This is a genomic window from Mobilicoccus pelagius NBRC 104925 (assembly GCF_000247995.1).
Taxonomy (GTDB): domain Bacteria; phylum Actinomycetota; class Actinomycetes; order Actinomycetales; family Dermatophilaceae; genus Mobilicoccus; species Mobilicoccus pelagius.
Genome location: NZ_BAFE01000020.1, coordinates 55,521 through 71,210, shown reverse-complemented (window position 1 = coordinate 71,210; position 15,690 = coordinate 55,521). Strand labels below are relative to the sequence as shown.

17 protein-coding genes are annotated in these 15,690 nt (G+C 71.4%); 13 read left to right on the top strand and 4 right to left on the bottom strand.

Translation table 11 applies throughout. From position 1 onward, the window contains the following. Positions 1–58: 58 nt before the first annotated feature. The gene (locus MOPEL_RS03770) at positions 59–862 is read right to left on the bottom strand and encodes a DNA-processing protein DprA (RefSeq protein ID WP_009481529.1); all 804 of its coding nucleotides are present in this window, start codon (positions 860–862) and stop codon (positions 59–61) included. 199 nt (positions 863–1,061) lie between these two features. On the opposite strand from MOPEL_RS03770, the gene MOPEL_RS03765 reads away from it, so the two are divergent. Continuing rightward, positions 1,062–1,433: a hypothetical protein gene (locus MOPEL_RS03765; protein ID WP_009481528.1), complete on the top strand. Its 372-nt coding sequence runs from the start codon at positions 1,062–1,064 to the stop codon at positions 1,431–1,433. A 2-nt stretch (positions 1,434–1,435) separates the two neighbouring features. On the opposite strand, the gene MOPEL_RS03760 is transcribed toward MOPEL_RS03765, so the two are convergent. Next, on the bottom strand, positions 1,436–1,783 hold the full coding sequence (locus MOPEL_RS03760) for a helix-turn-helix domain-containing protein (RefSeq protein ID WP_245544705.1): 348 nt from the start codon (positions 1,781–1,783) through the stop codon (positions 1,436–1,438). Positions 1,784–2,044: 261 nt separating this feature from the next. Beyond that, entirely contained in the window at positions 2,045–2,848 is an 804-nt protein-coding gene (locus tag MOPEL_RS03755) for a putative RNA methyltransferase (RefSeq protein WP_040632791.1), read from the bottom strand. Positions 2,849–3,035: 187 nt separating this feature from the next. On the opposite strand from MOPEL_RS03755, the gene MOPEL_RS03750 reads away from it, so the two are divergent. From MOPEL_RS03750 to MOPEL_RS03735, 4 genes are all read left to right on the top strand, one after another. Then, positions 3,036–3,389 (top strand): MOSC domain-containing protein, encoded by a 354-nt coding sequence (locus MOPEL_RS03750; RefSeq protein ID WP_141631165.1) that lies wholly within the window; start codon positions 3,036–3,038, stop codon positions 3,387–3,389. A gap of 190 nt (positions 3,390–3,579) precedes the next feature. Next, the gene (thrS, locus tag MOPEL_RS03745) at positions 3,580–5,643 is read left to right on the top strand and encodes a threonine--tRNA ligase (RefSeq protein ID WP_009481524.1); all 2,064 of its coding nucleotides are present in this window, start codon (positions 3,580–3,582) and stop codon (positions 5,641–5,643) included. Positions 5,644–5,820: 177 nt separating this feature from the next. Next, positions 5,821–6,294: a GNAT family N-acetyltransferase gene (locus MOPEL_RS03740; RefSeq protein WP_040632759.1), complete on the top strand. Its 474-nt coding sequence runs from the start codon at positions 5,821–5,823 to the stop codon at positions 6,292–6,294. Between the two features lie 33 nt (positions 6,295–6,327). Then, a complete protein-coding gene (locus MOPEL_RS03735; RefSeq protein ID WP_009481522.1) occupies positions 6,328–6,894 on the top strand; it encodes an HIT family protein in 567 nt (188 codons plus the stop codon). A gap of 79 nt (positions 6,895–6,973) precedes the next feature. Here the strand turns inward: MOPEL_RS03735 and MOPEL_RS03730 are convergent, their stop codons facing one another. Then, entirely contained in the window at positions 6,974–9,082 is a 2,109-nt protein-coding gene (locus tag MOPEL_RS03730) for an elongation factor G-like protein EF-G2 (RefSeq protein WP_040632758.1), read from the bottom strand. Between the two features lie 143 nt (positions 9,083–9,225). On the opposite strand from MOPEL_RS03730, the gene pgsA reads away from it, so the two are divergent. From pgsA to ruvB, 8 genes are all read left to right on the top strand, one after another. Further along, positions 9,226–9,861: a phosphatidylinositol phosphate synthase gene (gene pgsA / locus MOPEL_RS03725; RefSeq protein WP_009481520.1), complete on the top strand. Its 636-nt coding sequence runs from the start codon at positions 9,226–9,228 to the stop codon at positions 9,859–9,861. Between the two features lie 75 nt (positions 9,862–9,936). After that, on the top strand, positions 9,937–10,878 hold the full coding sequence (gene pdxS / locus MOPEL_RS03720; RefSeq protein ID WP_009481519.1) for a pyridoxal 5'-phosphate synthase lyase subunit PdxS: 942 nt from the start codon (positions 9,937–9,939) through the stop codon (positions 10,876–10,878). 144 nt (positions 10,879–11,022) lie between these two features. Then, on the top strand, positions 11,023–11,376 hold the full coding sequence (locus MOPEL_RS03715; RefSeq protein WP_009481518.1) for a hypothetical protein: 354 nt from the start codon (positions 11,023–11,025) through the stop codon (positions 11,374–11,376). A gap of 107 nt (positions 11,377–11,483) precedes the next feature. After that, positions 11,484–12,143, top strand: a complete 660-nt coding sequence (gene pdxT / locus MOPEL_RS03710) for a pyridoxal 5'-phosphate synthase glutaminase subunit PdxT (RefSeq protein ID WP_281023887.1) — start codon at positions 11,484–11,486, stop codon at positions 12,141–12,143. Between the two features lie 110 nt (positions 12,144–12,253). Continuing rightward, on the top strand, positions 12,254–13,024 hold the full coding sequence (locus MOPEL_RS03705; protein WP_009481516.1) for a YebC/PmpR family DNA-binding transcriptional regulator: 771 nt from the start codon (positions 12,254–12,256) through the stop codon (positions 13,022–13,024). 166 nt (positions 13,025–13,190) lie between these two features. Continuing rightward, positions 13,191–13,787: a crossover junction endodeoxyribonuclease RuvC gene (gene ruvC, locus MOPEL_RS03700; RefSeq protein ID WP_009481515.1), complete on the top strand. Its 597-nt coding sequence runs from the start codon at positions 13,191–13,193 to the stop codon at positions 13,785–13,787. Beyond that, a complete protein-coding gene (ruvA, locus tag MOPEL_RS03695) occupies positions 13,784–14,389 on the top strand; it encodes a Holliday junction branch migration protein RuvA (protein ID WP_009481514.1) in 606 nt (201 codons plus the stop codon). Before ruvC ends, ruvA begins: the two co-directional genes overlap by 4 nt. Beyond that, entirely contained in the window at positions 14,386–15,534 is a 1,149-nt protein-coding gene (gene ruvB, locus MOPEL_RS03690; RefSeq protein WP_009481513.1) for a Holliday junction branch migration DNA helicase RuvB, read from the top strand. The genes ruvA and ruvB overlap by 4 nt, the downstream gene beginning before the upstream one ends. Positions 15,535–15,690 lie beyond the last annotated feature (156 nt).

The window sequence follows — 15,690 nt, the reverse complement described above, 5'->3', positions numbered from 1 at the left end:
GTGTGTCCCACCCGCCACCCCCGACCCCCTGACCAGCAACAACGCCAACCGAAAATGATCAACCGTCAGAAGTGGCACGAGTCAGGTCTTGGGCTCGCTCTGCCACCTTCATTGATCCTGAGCGAGCTCCGGCCTCGACAACGACAGTCGCTGTGGAGAGCGCTGCCATCAGCCGCGCCCGAGCAGTGAGACGGTGGCGCGTCGGCACTGCGCCCGGTGGAACCTCGCTGACCATGAGGCCGAGGTCGGCCACCCGCTCAAGCAGTTCACGGTGACCCATCGGGTAGGGGCGATCAACACCGTTCGCCATGACCGCGATCGTGTCGCCGCCGGATGCAAGGGCCGCTCGATGGGCCGCTCCTTCGATGCCGTACGCGCCGCCGGCCACGACTATCCGCTCAGCGTTGGCGAGGTCGGATGCCAGCTCCGCCGCCACATGCTCGCCGTATGAGGTTGCGGCCCTCGCGCCGGTGATCGTGACGAGATCACTGAGCGGTCGCGCGAGGAACGATGTCGTGCCGCGAGTCCACAGGACGTATGGTCGCCGGTCACCAAGATCGTCGAGCGCAGAGGGCCACTCCTTGTCGCCGGGGATCAGCGTGCCGATACCGGCGCGCTCGGCTGCGACGATGCTCTGCTCAAGTGTCTGAGCGTCTGAGCGCTCGAACTGGGCGCGCCAGACCTGAGCGTCAACGGTGCTGAGGCCTGTCACGGCGTCATCACGCTCGGCGAGTCGAAGCACCTCAAGCGCTCCCAGGTCGCCCAGGAGACGGCCTGTCACGGCGTCGTCTGGTTCGACGATCATCGACAGCACCATCCGTGCTGCGCGCTCATCCTGGACTACGTGGCTCAGGTTCGTCATCGTCGGGTCCTCTCACTCCTACAGAGAGGTGCGCGCGGCGACGCGGGAGCCCGAGGAGGGTTCCGTGTACGCCGACCCCGGCGTACAGTGGATGGTGAGGCAGGTTCTCCTCATATTGCGGGTCCTCCGGGACGGCCTTCGGGCACTCACACACGTTCTGCCTCCTCGACGGAGTAACACGTGTGACGAGAGGCCCGTCATGTTCCGCCTTATCTGGACGCTCAGCGTTCACACTCGCGACTACCTGCACCGCTACATGCCGAGCAACCGGCTGCTCACTGCCATCCGCACCCGTCGCGGACTCAAGTGGGGGATACCCGCGATGCTGATCGCGCTTCCGTACATCCTGATCGCCAGCATCTGCTCTGGCGCCGCAGCCGACGGCGGCCCCGGCTGGCTCCACCTCATCGTGCTGTGGGCCTGCTGGAACGCACTCAAGTTCATCCTCATGGGACCCGTGAGCGTCGTTCTGCTCATCCGTGCGCGCCTGCGCGAAGCGGCAGCCCGTCGTAACCAGCGCCGCGAAGCGCTCGCAGAGGCGAGCCCGCGTGAGCCAGCTCTTCGCCTCTAGGCTCAACCGCCCACGACAGCGGATGCTGTGATGCTAGAACCACGGCGCCCGCCAGGCCGGATCACGACACCGTGCGAAGCGAGCGCTCGCCGCACCGCATGAGGCCCCGACCCGACCTTCACGCCGACCTCTACTAGCGTCAACCCGCTGAGGTAGAGGTCGGCTGCTTCGTGGATGCGGGAAGGATCGAACCGCCCACGGCGGATCGTGACCTCTCGCCGGGTGAGGTGGGTGGCGACTGTGCGGCGGTTCACTCCGAAGATGGATGCCAGCTCGACGAGCGTCGCGCCCTCGCGGTACTGCGCCACCAGATCGTCGACCTGCTCGGGGCGCAGCAGGGTTTGAGCCATCCCAAGTGATCGCACCACTCGACCCCTGGAATCGGAAACGGTAGGCTCGGAGGAGCGCTGGTCGTGGTTGTAGAAGCCGCGTGACCTGCGCAAAGACAAGGTTTTCAGGTGTGGGCAGGGGTTCTCAAACTCCCTACGGAGGTCCACCGAGAGACCGCCCCGCACCTGCCGCCGCAGGAGCGGGGCGGCTCTGCGTTCTCGGACGACGATGCGGCGGAGGACCCGGGCGCCGGGCGTGCCGGCGCAGTGTCGACGGGGGCCTCATGCGCGCAGGAACGTCGAGACGTCGACGGCGAACGTCACCTCGACCTCGCCCGCGCCGGCCGAGAGCGCGTCGAGCGCGGCGGGGGAGACGTGGTGGGCGCCGGGCCCCATGCGGGCGACCGCCGCGGCGACGGGTCCGGGGACGTGCAGGGTCTCGCGCACACGCCGTATCGGGCCGGGGGAGTACCGCGCGAACGTCTCCGCGAGTCGCTCGGCCTTGCGGGGGTCCACACGCGGCATGTCGAGCTCGGTGACGAGCTCGGTGAGGTGCGTGGGGGCGGGGGTGACGACGAGCACGGCCCCGCCAGGGGCGAGGACGCGGTCGAACTCCGCGACGTTGCGGGGGGCGAAGACGTCGACGACGAGGGCGGCGGTCCCGTCTGCGACGGGCAGCCCCTCCCACACGTCGTCGACGAGGGCGGCGAGGCGCGGGTGCGCACGGGCGGCTCGGCGGGCGGCGTAGACGGAGAGGTCGAGGGCGATGCCGATCCGGTCGGGCAGGGCCTCGAGGACGGCGGCCGTGTGGTGCCCCGTCCCGGCACCGACGTCGACCACGACGCCCGGCGGGAGGTCGAGTGCGCGTGCCGCCGCGGCGAGGCCGTCGGTGAGGGGCGCGTAGAGGCCGGAGGCGAGGATCTCCTGCCGGGCCGCGACCATCGCGGCGTCGTCGGCCGCGGCGCCGGCGGGACGGCTGAGGAGGTTGACGTAGCCCTGGCGGGCGAGGTCGAAGCTGTGCCGGTGCACGCATCGCAGGCTCCGCCCGTCGACCTCGACGGGCTCGGCGCACCTCGGGCAGCGCAGGGACGGTGCGGCGTCGCGGAGGGCGGCGGGGACGGCGGGACCGGTGGACACGGCGTCAGCCTACGGGCGGGCCGACGGCGTCTCCGGCCTCGGGCGGGCGTCGGGCCGATGTCGTCCCCGGCATCGAGGTCGGAGTGGGTGGGGGAGAGGTCGGCTGGCGCCCGGGCGGTTTGGCACAGTGTGCGACATGGATCTTCTCCGCCCCGTCATCGGCGGCACCGTGCTCATCCTCGCGATCTACCCCGAGAAGGACGCCCCCGGGCGGTCGCTCCAGAAGGCCCGCATCGAGACCGAGGGTCTCGAGGGTGACCGGCGCAAGAAGCGTGCCGTCCACCTCGTCGGACGGGGCCACCAGCCGGAGGTGACGCGCGCGAACGTCTTCCTCGACGTCGCCGACGAGGAGCTGCAGAACGTCGTGGGCCAGGAGGTGCGCCTCGGCACGGCTCTCCTGCGCGTCACCGAGCTGCCGAAGAACTGCCCCGGCGTGTACGCCGAGGTCGTCCGGCCCGGCGTCGTCGCGGCGGGCGACCGGTTGTCCTGAGACGCCGCCGGGCCGCGTCGGCCCCGGTCGGTCTCGGACCGACGGCGCGCGCGACCGGGCGCGACACACGTCGGCGAAAACCCCGGCGAGATCATCCGACCGGGCCGGATACCCTGGAACGGCGGGCAGCAGCGTGCCCGCACCGCCCCGCCACCGGCGGGCGGCCCCCACACCCTCGAGGAGTCCCTTCGTGTCAGCCCAGATCACCGTGTCCGTCGCCGGGAGCGAGCGATCGGTGCCGGCGGGCACGACGGCCGCCGACCTGTTCGAGGACGACAAGCGCATCGTCGTCGCCCGCGTCGGCGGCGAGCTCAAGGACCTCACCTACGAGCTCGCCGACGGCGACTCCGTCGACGGGGTCGACATCGCGAGTCCCGACGGCCTCGACGTCCTCCGCCACTCGTGCACCCACGTCATGGCGCAGGCCGTGCAGCGGCTGTGGCCCGACGCCAAGCTCGGTATCGGCCCCTACATCCGTGACGGCTTCTACTACGACTTCGACGTCGCCGAGCCGTTCACCCCCGAGGACCTCAAGAAGCTCGAGAAGACGATGCAGAAGATCGTCAACGAGGGCCAGACCTTCCGTCGCCGCGTCGTCTCCGCCGAGGAGGCCCTCGCCGAGCTCCACGACGAGCCGTACAAGTGTGAGCTCATCGGCCTCGCCCACGGCCCCGGCAGCGGTGCCGCCGAGGACTCCGACGCCCTCGACCAGCGCGCCGAGGGCGCCTCCGTCGAGGTCGGCGGCGGCGAGATCACGATCTACGACAACGTCCGCCGCGACGGCACCGTGGCCTGGGGCGACCTCTGCCGCGGTCCGCACGTGCCCACGACCAAGCTCATCGCCAACGGGTTCAAGGTCATGCGCAGCGCCGCCGCCTACTGGCGCGGCGACCAGGCCAACGCGCAGCTCCAGCGCGTCTACGGCACCGCGTGGGCGAGCAAGGACGACCTAAGGGACTATCTCACCCGCCTCGAGGAGGCCGAGAAGCGCGACCACCGCAAGCTCGGCACCGAGCTCGACCTCTACTCCTTCCCCGACGAGCTCGGCTCCGGTCTGCCGGTGTTCCACCCCAAGGGCGGCGTCGTCAAGAAGGAGATGGAGGACTACGTCCGCGAGCGCCACGTGCAGGAGGGCTTTCTCTACGTCGGCACCCCGCACATCTCCAAGGATGGGCTGTTCCACACCTCGGGTCACCTGCCCTACTACGCCGACACGATGTTCCCGCCGCTGCACGTCGACGCCGAGTACGACGAGGACGGCGAGGTCGTGAAGCCGGGGCAGGACTACCGCCTCAAGGCGATGAACTGCCCGATGCACAACCTCATCTTCCGTTCCCGGGGTCGCTCCTACCGCGAGCTGCCGATGCGGCTCTTCGAGTTCGGCACCGTCTACCGGTACGAGAAGTCGGGCGTCATCCACGGCCTCACCCGCCTGCGCGGGTTCACCCAGGACGACAGCCACAGCTACTGCATGCCCGAGCAGACCGGGGACGAGATCAAGCACCTGCTCCACTTCGTGTTGTCGCTCCTGCGCGACTTCGGGCTCGACGACTTCTACCTCGAGCTGTCGACCCGCGACCCGGAGTCCGACAAGTTCATCGGGTCCGACGAGGACTGGGCGGAGGCCACGCGCATCCTCGAGGAGGCGTGCACCTCGACCGGTCTCGAGCTCGTGCCCGACCCGGGCGGCGCCGCCTACTACGGCCCCAAGGTGAGCGTCCAGGCGCGCGACGCCATCGGCCGTACGTGGCAGATGAGCACGATCCAGTACGACTTCAACCAGCCGGAGCGGTTCGGGCTCGAGTACCAGGCGCCCGACGGCTCCCGCAAGCGGCCGGTGATGATCCACTCGGCGAAGTTCGGCTCGATCGAACGGTTCATGGGCGTCCTCGTCGAGCACTACGCCGGCGCGTTCCCCGTGTGGCTGTCGCCGGTGCAGGTCACGTGCGTGCCCGTGGCCGAGGACTACGTGCCCTACCTCGAGGAGGTCTCGGCGAAGCTCCGCGCCGCGGGCGTCCGCGTCGAGATCGACGCGAGCGACGACCGGTTTCCCAAGAAGATCCGCAACGCGAGCAAGTCCAAGGTGCCCTACGTCCTCATCGCCGGTGAGGAGGACCGCGCCGCAGGCGCCGTCTCCTTCCGCTACCGCGACGGCAGCCAGCGCAACGGCGTGCCCGTCGAGCAGGCCGTCGCCGAGATCCTCGCGACCATCGAGTCCAAGGCCCAGGTGACCACCGCGCCGACCGAGGACTGACACCACCCTCCGTCACCCCGTGTGACGGACGAGCGAGGGCCGCCGATGCCGTGAGGCACCTGCGGCCCTCGCGTCTCGTCGTGGGGGCGTCCCCCACACGACGTTGCATGCGTGATCTGCGGGCTGGCGTGGCGCGAACGGCCCGAAACCCCCTCGGGGGGTGTCACACTGCACGACATGAAGGGTCTGAACGGCCAGCTCACCCGCGTGGCGCGGGCCGAGCCCGACGACGCCTTCCGTCTCGCGGCCCTCGAGATCGCCTACAACCGCGAACTCGGCCGCCGCACCGAGGAGGGATTCCTCGAACGCTTCACCGACGCGTGGCTCGCCGACCGCGACCGCTACCCGAGCTGGATCGCGTCGACCCTCGACGGAAATCCCCTCGGCTCGTGCACGATCGGCCTCATGCGGTCCCTTCCGCGTCCGGGTCGGATCCCCCGTTCGTGGGGTCATCTCACGAACCTCTACGTACGGCCACAGGCACGCGGACTCGGTCTCGCCGTGCGACTCGTCGAGGAGGCGCTCGTCTGGGCCGACAAGTCGGAGCTGCTCTGGGTGCAGGCCCGTCTCCCCGACGACGCCCGTGACATGGCCGAACGCCGCGGGTTCGTCTCGTCCGGGGATCGGCTGTGGCGACGCGACCACCCGTGAGGGGCGGTCCGCGTGAACGCCTAGGATCGAGGGATGCAGAGTCCGGAGGCGCCCGAGGAGGCCAGCAAGTTCCCCCGCATGCGTGACGGGTTCCAACGACTGTGGACCCCCCACCGCATGGCCTACATCCGGGGGGATGACAAGGCCGGCGGTCGCCCCAAGGGGCGGTCGGACACGCCTGAGTGCCCGTTCTGCGCGTCGCCGAAGCGTAGCGACGCCGACGGGCTCATCGTCCACCGCGGCGAGACGTGCTTCGTCGTCCTCAACCTGTTCCCGTACAACCCCGGTCACCTGCTCGTGTGTCCCTACCGGCACGTGCCGCGCTACGTCGACCTCACGGAGGAGGAGACGCGGGAGTTCACCGACCTCACCCAGGACGCGATCCGCGCCGTCGAGGCCGCGTCTCGGCCGATGGGGTTCAACATCGGCATGAACCAGGGCGCGGTCGCGGGTGCGGGCGTCGAGGCGCACCTCCACCAGCACGTCGTGCCCCGCTGGTCGGGCGACATGAATTTCCTGCCGATCATCGGCCAGACGAAGGCGCTTCCCGTCCTCCTCGAGGACACGCGCAGCGAGCTCGTCGACGCCTGGCCGCGCTGATCTCCACCACCGCGACGAGCGGGGCCCGGACGTCGTGTCCAGGCCCCGCTCGCGTGTGCACCCGCCTCCGGGCGCGTCCTCAGCCCTGCCGGGTGTGTTCGGCCACGAGGTGGGCGGGCATGAGCTCGTAGCCGACCATCTCGCGCTCGAACGAGCCGGCGCCCTGGGTGAGGGAGCGCAGGTCGACGGCGTACCGGGTGAGTTCGGCCTGCGGCACCTCGGCCTTGACGACGGAGAAGCCCTCGCGGTCGGACTGCTCGCTGCCCTGAAGACGCCCGCGGCGGCCGCTCACGTCGGTCATCACGGCGCCGAGGTGCTCGTCGGGCACGGTGACCGTGAGGAGGTCGACGGGCTCGAGGAGTGCGGTGACACCGGGCTGGGTCGCGGCCTCCTTGAGGGCGAGCGCGCCGGCGAGCTGGAACGCCGCGTCGGAGGAATCGACCGAGTGGGCCTTGCCGTCGAAGAGCGTCACGCGTACGTCGACCATGGGGTAGCCCGCGACGACGCCCTTCTCGAGCTGGGCGCGGACGCCCTTCTCGATGCTCGGGACGAACTGCCGCGGCACGGCACCGCCGACGACCTTGTCGACGAACTCGAAGCCGGCGCCGCGTTCGAGGGGCTCGACGTCGATGTCGCAGATCGCGTACTGGCCGTGGCCGCCCGACTGCTTGACGTGACGGCCCTTGGCGGTGGCCTTGCCGACGAACGTCTCCCGCAGGGCGATGCGCACGGGGGTGGTCTCGACGGCGACGTTGAGTTCGTCGGCGAGGCGACCGAGGACGAGGTCGAGGTGGGTCTGACCCATCGTCCAGATGACGACCTGGCCCGTCTCGGCGTTGTGCTCGACGCGGAGCGCCGGGTCCGAGCCGGCGAGGCGCTGGAGCGCGCCGGGGAGCTTGTCCTCGTCGGCGCGGCTGGCCGCACGGATGGCCGCGGGCAGGAGGGCCTCGGGCATCGCCCACGGGGCGACGACGACGGGGGAGTCCTTCGCGCTCAACGTGTCCGAGGTGCTCGCGCCGGGCAGCTTCTGCACGACGCACAGCTCCCCCGCGATCGCCTTGTCCTTGGGGCGGAGCTCCTCGCCGAGGGGGGAGGCGAGCGGTCCGACGCGGACCTCCTCGTCGTGGTTGGGGCGTCCGGGGACGTCGCGGCCGGTGAAGCTCGCGAGGTGGCCGGAGACGTGGACGACCTCGTCGGGCTCGAGCGTGCCGGAGAACACGCGGACGAGGGCGACGTGGCCGACGTAGGCGTCGTTCGTCGTTCGGACGACCTCGGCGACGAGCGGTGCCGACGGGTCGACGACGAGCTCGGGGGCCCCCGCACCGGCGACGGTGTAGACGGCGGGTCGGTGGGCGCGCGTGGGCGGCGGGAAGGCGGCCCCGACGAGGTGGAGGAGCACGTCGATGCCGGCGCCGGTGGTGACGCTCACCGGCACGACGGGGTGGAACGAGCCTCGCGCGACGGCCGTGAGGAGGGCTTTCTCGACGACCTCGAACCCGATCTCCTCGCCGTCGAGGTACCGGTCGAGGAGGGTGTCGTCCTCGGCCTCCTGGATGATCCCCTCCATGAGGGGCCCGTGGTAGGTGTCGAAGAAGCCGATGTGTTCCTCGCTCGTCGGGCGGACGACGCGGGCCTCTCCCGTGTAGTCGTGGACCTCGCCGAGGACGAGGTCGACGATGTCGTCGAGGCTGTTGTTCTCGCCCATGACGGGTACGCCGAGCGGCATGACGCCCTCGCCGAACGCGGCCTGACAGTCGACGACGGCGGAGTCGAAGTCGGCGTAAGGGGTGTCGAGCTTGGTGAGGACGACCGCGAGCGGGGCGCCCACCTGCTTGCACTCGTGCCACAGGGTGCGGGTCGCGGCGTCGACGCCGTCGGCGGCGGAGATGACGAAGATGGCGGCGTCGGCCGCCCGGAGCCCGGCCCGCAGCTCGCCGACGAAGTCGGGGTAACCGGGGGTGTCGACGAGGTTCACCACGAGATCCCCGTACGTGATCGAGGCCACCTCGAGGGTGGTCGACCTGCTCCCGTCACGCGCGGGCGGTCGACGGCCGGGCGTCGTCGTCGAGACGAGATGGTCGAAGAGGCGGGTCTTGCCCGATCCGCTCGGACCGACGAGGACGACGTTGCGCAGGGCCTCGGGGGAGGAGACGACGGGGGTTCCGGTGGTGTGCTCTTGTCTGCCCATAGCCCACTGTGCGTCCGTCACGCGAGCGGTGGGGAGGACCTTGGTCACGAGCGATCGCACGCCCCGCGCCGGGACGGTGTCGGACGGCCGGGGTGGGTCGTCCGCACGGCCCGCGGGGGCCGACCCGTTAGGCTGACGCCACCATGCTGAGCCGATTCGCGCAGGCGTTCGTGCGCCGCCTCCTCACCCCAGTCGCCGCCGGACTCCTCAAGATCGGGGTCGGGCCGGACGCCGTCACTTTCGTCGGCACGATCGGTGTCGTCGCCGGGGCGTTGTTCTTCTACCCCCGCGGCGAGTTCTTCGTCGGCACGCTCGTCATCACCCTCTTCGTCTTCTCCGACACCCTCGACGGCACGATGGCCCGCCTTTCGGGGCGCACGAGCCCGTGGGGGGCGTTCCTCGACTCCACCCTCGACCGGCTCGGCGACGGCGCCGTCTTCGGTGGTCTCCTCCTCTACTTCGCCGGGCGCCACGACGGCCTCCTCACGGCGTGGTTCGCGCTCGCATGCCTCGTGTTCGGATTCATGGTGAGCTACGCCCGCGCCCGCGCCGAGGGCCTCGGGTTCGAGGCCAAGGGCGGCATCGCCGAACGCGCGGACCGGCTCGTCGTCGTCCTCGTCGCGACGGGCCTCACCGGCCTGTTCGGGTGGCCGGACGTCGTCCTCACCGTCGTCCTCGCGATCCTCGCGGTCGCGAGCGCCGTCACCGTCGGGCAGCGCATGTGGGCCGTGCACCGTCAGGCGGCCCCCGCGTTCGCGGCCTCCACGGAACGTCGGTGAGCCGCCCGTAGACTGTGCCGCACCCCGGTCCCCACCTGGGGCTCCGCACGAACACCACGACGAAGTGAGACGAGAGTGACGACTGCCGACCGGCGCGACGACGCCCCCACCACCCCCGACAGCTCCACCCCCGGCGCGACGACGGGCACCGCCCGGGTCAAGCGGGGCATGGCCGAGATGCTCAAGGGCGGCGTCATCATGGACGTCGTCACCCCCGAGCAGGCCAAGATCGCCGAGGACGCCGGGGCCGTCGCGGTCATGGCCCTCGAGCGGGTCCCCGCCGACATCCGCGCCCAGGGGGGCGTCTCCCGCATGAGCGACCCCGACATGATCGACGGCATCATCGAGGCCGTCTCGATCCCCGTCATGGCGAAGGCCCGCATCGGTCACTTCGTCGAGGCGCAGGTCCTCCAGAGCCTCGGTGTCGACTACATCGACGAGTCCGAGGTCCTCACCCCGGCCGATTACGACAACCACATCGACAAGTGGCAGTTCACGGTGCCGTTCGTCTGCGGGGCGACGAACCTCGGCGAGGCGTTGCGTCGCATCAACGAGGGCGCGGCGATGATCCGCTCCAAGGGTGAGGCCGGCACGGGCGACGTCTCCAACGCGACGACGCACATGCGCAAGATCCGCTCGCAGATCAACCGGCTGCGCGCGATGGAGCCCGACGAGCTCTACGTCGCGGCCAAGGAGCTGCAGGCCCCCTACGAGCTCGTCCGCGAGGTCGCCGAGGCCGGCAAGCTGCCCGTCGTCCTCTTCACCGCGGGCGGCATCGCCACCCCGGCGGATGCGGCGATGATGCGCCAGCTCGGTGCCGAGGGCGTCTTCGTCGGGTCGGGCATCTTCAAGTCCGGCAACCCCGCGGAGCGCGCCGCCGCCATCGTCAAGGCGACGACCTTCTTCGACGACCCCGACACGATCGCCGACGTCTCGCGTGGGCTCGGCGAGGCGATGGTCGGCATCAACGTCGACGACATCCCCGTCCCGCACCGACTCGCCGAGCGCGGGTGGTGACGAGGGTCCTCGTTCCGTCCGACCCGTCCGTGCGGTGATCCGCGCGGCCCCTCGCGGTGATCTCCCGTGGCACCGTCGCCTCCTCGTGAGGGATCGGTACCGCGGGAGACTGCTGTCCGGGGCATTCCGTGCCGATGGGCGGGTATGACCGACAACGCCCCCCGCGCCCGTGACCGCTACCAGTACCAGGAGATGATCGTCGGGATCGCGCACCGCCGCACCGGCCCGACGTACTTCCGTCGCGTGACGACCCGCGCCGGGCACACCCTGCAGATCGGTGAGGTCAACTCGCCGATGAGCGCCCTCAACGAGATGGGCGACGACGGCTGGCAGGTCGTCCGCGAGCACCCCGTCGTCCACGAGCAGCACCCGTGGGTCGTCGCGGAGCTCCAGGACGCCGACGCGGACGTCGTGAGCGTCTCCGGCTCCCGCGAGTACCTGCTCGTCCGTCACGTGGACGACTCGACCGACCGGGGCGACCGGGGCGACCGGGGCTGACCGGGGCTGACCGGGGCGACCGGGCATCGCGGCGTGCACGGGTTCGTGCGGGCGGGGGAGGGGTGCCTACGATCGGCGCCGTGACCACTCCCACCGCCGTCCCCGAAGTGACCCTCGAGACGGGACCCGACGCCTCCTCGGCCACCCGCCCGTCCGTGAGCATCGGCGTCCTCGCCGTGCAGGGCGACGTGCGTGAACACCTCGACACCCTCCGCGCATGCGGCGTCCACGCCCTGCCCGTGCGTCGACCCGCCGAACTCGTGCAGGTCGACGGCCTCGTGCTGCCCGGCGGGGAGTCGACGACGATCGACCGGCTGCTGCGGGCGTTCCACCTCGCCGAGCCGCTGCAGGAACGCCTCGCCGCGGGCATGCCCGCCTACGGTTCCTGCGCGGGGATGATCCTCCTCGCCGACCGACTCGTCGAGGCCCATGCCGGTCAACAGACCCTCGGCGGTCTCGACATGCTCGTGCGCCGCAACGCCTTCGGTCGACAGGTCGACTCCTTCGAGGCGGACCTCGACCTCGCCGACGTCCTCGGCGGCGACCACGAGCCGATGCGGGCGGTGTTCATCCGTGCCCCCTGGGTCGAGGAGGTCGGCGACGACGTCGAGGTGCTCGCCTCCGTCGAGGTCGACGGCGTGTCCCGCCCCGTCGCCGTCCGGCAGGACCACCTCCTCGCGACGTCGTTCCACCCCGAGGTCACCGGCGACCCGCGCATCCACGCGCTGTTCGTGCGGATGGTCCGGCAGGCACGCGACGACGCGTGACACCGGCCCGAGGGCCACCAGCGCGGCCTGCGGCCACGGCGGTTTCCCCCCGGCGACGACCGCCCCGTAGGATTCACGAAGGTTTTTCACGGCAAGGCAGGAGATGCACGATGAGCGGTCACTCCAAATGGGCGACGACCAAGCACAAGAAGGCGGCGATCGACGCCAAGCGCGGCAAGCTGTTCGCCAAGCTCATCAAGAACATCGAGGTGGCGGCCCGCACCGGTGGCGGTGACCCGGCGGGCAACCCCACCCTGTACGACGCCATCCAGAAGGCGAAGAAGTCCTCAGTCCCCAACGACAACATCGACCGCGCCGTCAAGCGCGGCTCCGGTGCCGAGGCCGGCGGGGCCGACTGGCAGACGATCATGTACGAGGGCTACGCCCCCGGCGGTGTCGCGGTCCTCATCGAGTGCCTCACCGACAACCGCAACCGTGCGGCCACCGAGGTGCGTGTCGCCCTCACCCGCAACGGCGGTTCCCTCGCCGACCCGGGCAGCGTCGCCTACAACTTCGCCCGCAAGGGCGTCGTCGTCGTGCCCAAGGAGCAGAAGGACGGGGAGATCACCGAGGACTCCCTCCTCGAGGTCGTCCTCGACGCCGGCGCCGACGAGGTCGAGGACTACGGCGACAGCTTCCGCATCATCTCCGAGGCGAGCGACTTCGTCGCCGTCCGCACCGCGCTGCAGGAGGCGGGCATCGACTACGACTCGGCCGAGGCCGAGTTCGTCCCCAACCTCCAGGTGCCGCTCGACGTCGAGGGCGCCCGCAAGATGATGCGTGTCGTCGACGCCCTCGAGGACAGCGACGACGTCCAGAACGTCTACGTCAACGGCGACGTCTCCGACGAGGTCGCCGCGCAGCTCGACGACGAGGAGTGATCCTGCGCGCGGTGTCACCGCGCGGCCTCGGAACGGGCGGTTCCCTCGACGGGGCCGCCCGTTCCGCGTCCCAGGCGGGAGCGACCCGGGCGCGGCGGTGCTCCGCCGGCACGGCGACACCCCGTACAGTGTCGATCGAACAGTTGTCCAGCGAAGGGGTGGCCTCGTGCGGGTGTTGGGCGTCGACCCCGGTCTCACCCGGTGTGGTCTCGGTGTCGTCGACGGGGGGCTCGGTGCACCGCTGCGCATGGTCGCCGTCGGCGTCGTGCGCACGTCCACGAGCGACGCCGTGCACCAGCGCCTCCTCGCGCTCCAGACCGAGCTCGAGCAGTGGGTCGAACGGTTCTCCCCCGATGCGATCGCCGTGGAGCGGGTCTTCGCCCGGGGCGACGTGAGCACGATCATGGGCACCGCTCAGGCGAGCGCGATCCCGATGCTCGCCGCCGCGCGCCGGGGGCTGCCGCTCGCGCTCCACACCCCGAGTGAGGTCAAGGCGGCCGTCACCGGTAACGGCCGCGCCGACAAGGCGCAGGTCACCGCGATGATCACCCGCATCCTCCGCCTCACCGAGGCGCCGAGGCCCGCGGACGCCGCCGACGCCCTCGCCCTCGCCGTCTGTCACCACTGGCGGGGGAGCGCCCAGTCGCGCATCGCCGACGCCGCCGCCGCGGCCGGTGCCGCCCGCCCGCCCACCCGTCTGCAGGAGGCCCAGCGTCAGGCACGACGCGCCCCCGCCCGCCGCGTCCCCGGAGGAAGTCGATGATCAGCACCCTCACCGGCACCGTGCGTCACGTCGGCCTCGACCGACTCGTCGTCGAGGTCGGCGGCGTCGGCCTCACCGTCCACACGACCCCGTCGACGGCGGCCGCCGCCCACCGCGGACACGAGACGCAGCTCTCGACGTCCCTCGTCGTGCGCGAGGACTCCCTCACGCTCTTCGGCTTCGCCGGCGCCGACGAACGCGACCTCTTCGAAATCGTCCAGACCGTCTCCGGCGTCGGCCCGCGCCTCGCGCTCGCGATGCTCGCCGTGCTCGACCCGGCGACGCTGCGACTCGCCGTCGCCTCCGGGGACGTGCGCACGCTCACGAAGGTGCCGGGCATCGGCAAGAAGGGCGCCGAGCGGCTCGTCCTCGAACTGCGCGACAAGATCGCCGAACCCGAAGCCGTCGGCGCCTCCGGCGCCGCCGCGCCCGCCCCGGAGCCGGAGTCCGTGCGCCGCGAGCCGGTGCGCGAGGCGCTCGTCGGGCTCGGCTGGAGCGCCAAGCAGGCCGAGTCCGCCATCGAGGCCGTCGTCGCCCGCGAGGGCGAGGACCAGAGCGTGCCCGCGCTCCTCAAGGCCGCGCTGCGGGAGCTCGGCCGATGACCGATGCGTACCCCGGCAACGCGTACCCCGGCGACCCCTACGGCGACGCGGCGATCGATCGGGAGTCCGACGGGTCGTTCGACGCGAATGCCCGCATCGTCGACCCGGCGGCCGTCGAGGGTGACGAGGGCCGCGTCGAGGCCGCGCTGCGCCCCCGTCGGCTCGAGGACTTCCCCGGCCAGCCCCGCGTCCGGGAGCAGCTCGCCCTCGTCCTCGAGGCGGCGCGTCGCCGCGGCGCCCCGCCGGACCACATCCTCCTCTCCGGCCCGCCCGGGCTCGGCAAGACGACCCTCGCGATGATCACCGCCGCCGAGCTCGAGGCGCCGATCCGCGTGACGAGCGGCCCCGCGATCCAGCACGCCGGCGACCTCGCCTCGATCCTGTCCTCCCTCACCGAGGGGGAGGTGCTGTTCCTCGACGAGATCCACCGCATGAGCCGGGCCGCCGAGGAGATGCTCTACCTCGCGATGGAGGATTTCCGCGTCGACATCGTCGTCGGCAAGGGGCCGGGGGCCACGGCGATCCCGCTCGAGCTCCCACCGTTCACCGTCGTCGGCGCGACGACCCGCGCAGGTCTGCTGCCCGCGCCGCTGCGTGACCGGTTCGGGTTCACCGGCCACCTCGACTTCTACGACACCGGCGACCTCGAGGCGATCATCCGCCGCTCGGCGACCCTCCTCGAGATCGAAGCCGACGACCACGGCGTCCACGAGATCGCCCGACGCTCCCGCGGCACGCCGCGCATCGCGAACCGGTTGCTGCGTCGGGTGCGCGACTGGGCACAGGTCCACGGCTCCCACGTCGTCGACCTCGCCGCCGCAGAGGCCGCACTCGCGCTCTTCGACGTCGACGCCTCGGGCCTGGACCGCCTCGACCGGGGAGTCCTCGAGGCGCTGTGTCGCCGGTTCGCGGGCGGGCCGGTCGGACTCTCGACGCTCGCGGTCGCCGTGGGGGAGGAGCCCGACACCGTCGAGACCGTCGCCGAGCCGTACCTCGTCCGCGAGGGCTACATGATCCGCACCCCGCGTGGTCGGGTCGCGACCACCCGCACGTGGGAGCACCTCGGGCTGGAGCCACCTGCCGGCACGGGCGAGGCGCCGGGTGGCCCCATGGCGCCCACGCTGCCACTCGACGACCCGTCCTGACCCGCCGCGCGTGACACGGACGGGCGTCGGACGTCGCTCACGCGCCTCGGGCCGGTGCCGCGCCATAGGTGTGGCCTGCGACGCCCCCCGCACCCACCGGCGGCCGCCCTCCAGGGAGGCCCCCGGGGCGGCCCTCGGCCGGGCGATCGAGGCGAC

Bases quoted from the DNA above. Each gene is read 5' to 3' on its own strand.
- pgsA (WP_009481520.1), top strand. From the start codon at position 9,226: ATGCTGAGCCGATTCGCGCAGGCGTTCGTGCGCCGCCTCCTCACCCCA.
- ruvB (WP_009481513.1), top strand. From the start codon at position 14,386: ATGACCGATGCGTACCCCGGCAACGCGTACCCCGGCGACCCCTACGGC.
- MOPEL_RS03740 (WP_040632759.1), top strand. From the start codon at position 5,821: ATGAAGGGTCTGAACGGCCAGCTCACCCGCGTGGCGCGGGCCGAGCCC.
- MOPEL_RS03735 (WP_009481522.1), top strand. From the start codon at position 6,328: ATGCAGAGTCCGGAGGCGCCCGAGGAGGCCAGCAAGTTCCCCCGCATG.
- MOPEL_RS03750 (WP_141631165.1), top strand. From the start codon at position 3,036: ATGGATCTTCTCCGCCCCGTCATCGGCGGCACCGTGCTCATCCTCGCG.
- MOPEL_RS03770 (WP_009481529.1), bottom strand. From the start codon at position 862: ATGACGAACCTGAGCCACGTAGTCCAGGATGAGCGCGCAGCACGGATG.
- MOPEL_RS03760 (WP_245544705.1), bottom strand. From the start codon at position 1,783: ATGGCTCAAACCCTGCTGCGCCCCGAGCAGGTCGACGATCTGGTGGCG.
- ruvA (WP_009481514.1), top strand. From the start codon at position 13,784: ATGATCAGCACCCTCACCGGCACCGTGCGTCACGTCGGCCTCGACCGA.
- MOPEL_RS03705 (WP_009481516.1), top strand. From the start codon at position 12,254: ATGAGCGGTCACTCCAAATGGGCGACGACCAAGCACAAGAAGGCGGCG.
- MOPEL_RS03765 (WP_009481528.1), top strand. From the start codon at position 1,062: ATGTTCCGCCTTATCTGGACGCTCAGCGTTCACACTCGCGACTACCTG.
- MOPEL_RS03715 (WP_009481518.1), top strand. From the start codon at position 11,023: ATGACCGACAACGCCCCCCGCGCCCGTGACCGCTACCAGTACCAGGAG.
- MOPEL_RS03730 (WP_040632758.1), bottom strand. From the start codon at position 9,082: ATGGGCAGACAAGAGCACACCACCGGAACCCCCGTCGTCTCCTCCCCC.